The organism is Nocardia sp. NPDC060220 (assembly GCF_042727815.1).
In the GTDB taxonomy this organism is placed as follows: domain Bacteria; phylum Actinomycetota; class Actinomycetes; order Mycobacteriales; family Mycobacteriaceae; genus Nocardia.
On sequence record NZ_JBHWZY010000743.1, the window covers coordinates 1 to 3,500 of the forward strand.

At 70.0% G+C, this 3,500-nt stretch carries 4 protein-coding genes; 1 reads left to right on the forward strand and 3 read right to left on the reverse strand.

Going from position 1 to position 3,500, the window contains the following annotated elements; all coding sequences use genetic code 11:
* Nucleotides 1-1,303 (reverse strand): threonine ammonia-lyase IlvA (ilvA, locus tag ACFWF3_RS28820; RefSeq protein ID WP_379316664.1); only part of this gene is annotated, 1,303 nt, incomplete at its 3' end.
* A gap of 88 nt (nucleotides 1,304-1,391) precedes the next feature.
* Nucleotides 1,392-1,826 carry a nitroreductase family deazaflavin-dependent oxidoreductase gene (locus ACFWF3_RS28825; protein WP_379316666.1) on the reverse strand — a complete coding sequence of 145 codons (435 nt, stop codon included), beginning with the start codon at nucleotides 1,824-1,826 and terminating at the stop codon, nucleotides 1,392-1,394.
* Nucleotides 1,827-1,923: 97 nt separating this feature from the next.
* Here ACFWF3_RS28825 and ACFWF3_RS28830 point away from each other — a divergent pair, with 97 nt between their 5' ends.
* Nucleotides 1,924-2,139, forward strand: coding sequence for a hypothetical protein (locus ACFWF3_RS28830; protein WP_379316668.1), 216 nt, complete (start codon nucleotides 1,924-1,926; stop codon nucleotides 2,137-2,139).
* Nucleotides 2,140-2,179: 40 nt separating this feature from the next.
* On the opposite strand, the gene ACFWF3_RS28835 is transcribed toward ACFWF3_RS28830, so the two are convergent.
* Nucleotides 2,180-3,500: LuxR C-terminal-related transcriptional regulator (locus tag ACFWF3_RS28835; protein WP_379316670.1), on the reverse strand; the 1,321-nt coding region annotated here is incomplete at its 5' end.

Below are 3,500 nucleotides of genomic sequence, written 5' to 3' on the forward strand. Positions count from 1 at the left end.
GGATCGGGGACTCCTCGATACGGTGCATCAACGACGCCAGATTGTCGGTGGCACCGAGCTCGATGCCGACCAGTGCGGCCCCGGTATCCCGGTTGTTGCGCTTGACGTACTCGAACATGGTGATGTCGTCGTCGGGGCCGAGGACATCGTCGAGGAAGCGGCGCAGCGCACCGGGCTCCTGCGGGAAGTCGACCAGGAAGTAGTGCTTGAGACCGCGGTGCACCAGTGAGCGCTCGATGATCTCGCCGTAGCGCGACACATCGTTGTTGCCACCCGAGACCAGCACCACGACCGTGCTGTCGGGCGCGATGTCGATCTCGGCCAAGGCCGCGGTGGCCAGCGCGCCCGCGGGCTCGGCGATGATGCCTTCGCTCTGGTAGAGGTCGAGCATCGCGGTGCAGATAGCGCCCTCGTCGACCAGCATCACCCGGAAAGCCGCTGTCCCGGTGGAGGATCCGGGTGTGGTGAGCAGGGGCAGCGAGGCATGCGAGACCATCCGGCCGCCGAACGACGCCGCCGCCCGGTAGGGCAGTTCGCCGATGCGGCGCACGGCGGCGCCGTCGACGAACGGGTCGATCTCGGGCAGCGTCACCGGTGCGCCGGCGACCAGCGCGGCGGTCAGCGAGGCCGCGCCCGCGGGTTCGACGGCCAGCAGACCGGTGTGCGGTGCGCGTTCGCGCAGGTAGGTGCCGATGCCGGCGAGACAGCCGCCGCCGCCGACCGGGACGATCACCAGGTCGGGGGCCGTGCCGAGCTGGTCGAGGAACTCCGCGGCGATGGTGCCCTGACCCGCGGCGGTGCGCGGGTCGTCGAACGGCGGCACCATGGTGGCGCCGGTGCGGGCGACATCGTCGGCGGCGGCCGCCGCCGCGGCGTCGTAGGTCTCGCCGACGGCGATCAGCTCGACGAACTCGCCGCCGTGCACGCGGATGCGGTCGCGCTTCTGCTTGGGGGTGGTGGTCGGCACATAGATGCGCCCGCGCACACCCATCGCCCGGCAGGCGAACGCCACGCCCTGCGCGTGATTGCCCGCGCTGGCGGTGACCACACCGGCCGCGCGCTCGGCGGCGGTGAGCTGCACCATCAGGTTGTAGGCGCCGCGCAGCTTGTAGGAGCGAACCGCGGTGAGGTCTTCGCGCTTGAGGTACACCTGCGCACCGGTGCTCGCCGACAGCCGCGCGCTGTACTGCAGCGGAGTCGGCTCGATGATGTCGGAAATTCGCTTTGCGGCGGCGTCGATCTCGTCCGCGGTGAGCGGCGGACGGATTACGGACACTTCGGCGACGTCAGCGATGGGGGACACCCGGACAATGCTACCGAGGCGGTTCGCGCGCTCGGCGAGCGGAACCACCCGCCGTGGCGACCACGGCGGATGGGCTCGGACCTGCGGTTCAGCGCGGTGTGAGGACGAAGACCGGGATCACGCGATCGGTCTTCTTCGTGTACTCGTCGTAGTCGGGCCACACGGCGACCGCGCGCTCCCACCACTGCGCTCGCTCGTCGCCGGCGACCTCGCGGGCGGTGTAGTCCTTGGTGGTGGTGCCGTCGCGCAGTTCGACGTGCGGATCGGCCTTGATGTTGTGGTACCAGACGGGATTCTTCGGCGCCCCGCCCAGTGACGCGACGACGGCGTACTCGCCGTCGTGCTCGACCCGCATCAGCGGCGTCTTGCGCAGCTTGCCGGTCTTGGCGCCCTTGGTGGTGAGCAGGATGACGGGCTTGCCCTGCAACGAGGTGCCCTCGGCGCCGCCGGAGTTCTCGTAGGTCTCGGCCTGTTCGCGTGCCCAGTCCGAAGTGCTCGGTGCGTACTCTCCTGTGAGTGGCATGACCTGCACAACGAACCATCGCCCTGTGATGTTCCCGATAGAGCCACTCGAACAAGTTCGGTGGACCGAACTTCGATGTACGCCTATCCTGGTCTGCATGGCAGTGCTCACCTCATCGGCAGCATCCGCGACCGTCGACATCGCGGGTAGTGCTTGGCCGGTCTACAAGCTCGAGGCGCTCGTTGCCGCGCTCGTGGTCGCCGCGCTGCTGCTGCTGATCATCGGGTCACCGCAGGTCGCGGTGCTGGCGGCCGCCGCGGTCGCCGCCGTTCGCTGGACCGTCGGCGCCACCCGCACCGCGTCGCGCCACTGATTCGGGCACCAGGCCAGGTTCGTGCACCCCGGATGGCGGATCATTCCGTCAGGTCGAGCGAACTCAACTCACCGCGCGACAGCACGCCCAGCTTCGGATACGCCTTGTACAGGTGATGGCCGACGGTGCGGTGACTCAGGAACAGCCGTGCCGCGATCTCCCGATTCGACAATCCCTGCGCGGCCAGCCGCACGATCTGTGATTCCTGCGGGGTGAGCAGGCTCAGCGGGCCGCCGCTCGCACGCGTACCGGTTCCGACACCGAGCGCGCCCAGTTCGGTGCGCGCGCGTTCGCTCCACGGTGCCGCGCCGAGCCGATCGAACAGCGCTGTCGCCTGTTCCAGCTGGGTCCGCGCGTCGACCTTGCGCTTGTCGCGGCGTAGCCACTCGCCGTAGAGCAGCCGAGTGCGGGCTTCGTCGAACGGCCGGTTGGCGGCGAGCGCGGCCACGAAATGCTGTTCGGCCGCCGGGCCGTCGGCCAGCAACGCCCGGCCACGGGCCGCCAGCGCCGCGATCCACTCCTGCTCGGTCCGCTGCGACCAGGCGGTGAGCCGATCCAGCGCCTCGGTCGCGCGGTCGGTCGCGCCGAGCCGAACCGCTACCTCGATCTGATCCGGCAGTGTGCGCAGCCCGATGACGTGGTGCCGCGCCGGTTCGATCGTCATCTGAGCGAGCTCGGTCCTTGCCTGCTCCAGCCTGCCTTCGCCGAGGGCCAGCAGTGCCACGGCCGCGTGCGCCCACGACGCACCGACCGCGCCCGGCCCGCCGAATTCCTCGGCCGCCGCACGCTCGGCATGGTCGCGACACGCTGCCGAATCACCCTGTAGCGCGGCGAGATACGCGAGAAATGCGTGGATCTGACTGATCCACTGCGCCTGTCCGCTGTCCTGTGCGATCCGCAGCCCTTCCTCGGCCGCGATCCGGCTCTCCCTCGGTCGCCCGCCGAACAACAACCCCTCCGATCGGAAGAACAGCAGCGGCGCCAGCAACCCGATCCGCCCCTGCTCCCGGCATTCCCTGATCAACTCGCCGGCCAGTTCCTCGACCTGCTCGTCCTGCCCGACGACCAAACCGCTGCCACACAGCTGCACCAGGTCGGCCGGACTGTCCGCCCCGCCGGTCCGGGCGGCGGCCGCCGCGTCCCGCAGGTCGGCGACCCGCTGACCCGTCACCGACCCGGTCAGGTAGCGCGCGATCGGCGTCGCGGGGTCTTCCTCCATCAGCCGCAGCGTCGCCAGGACATCGGCGACCTCGTCGAGCTCATCGGGTCCGAGGTACCAGGCGGTGTGCACGGCCTTGGTCAGAATCCGGGCCGCGCCACGGGGATCGGATTCGCGCATCGCGACGGCCGCTGACATCAAC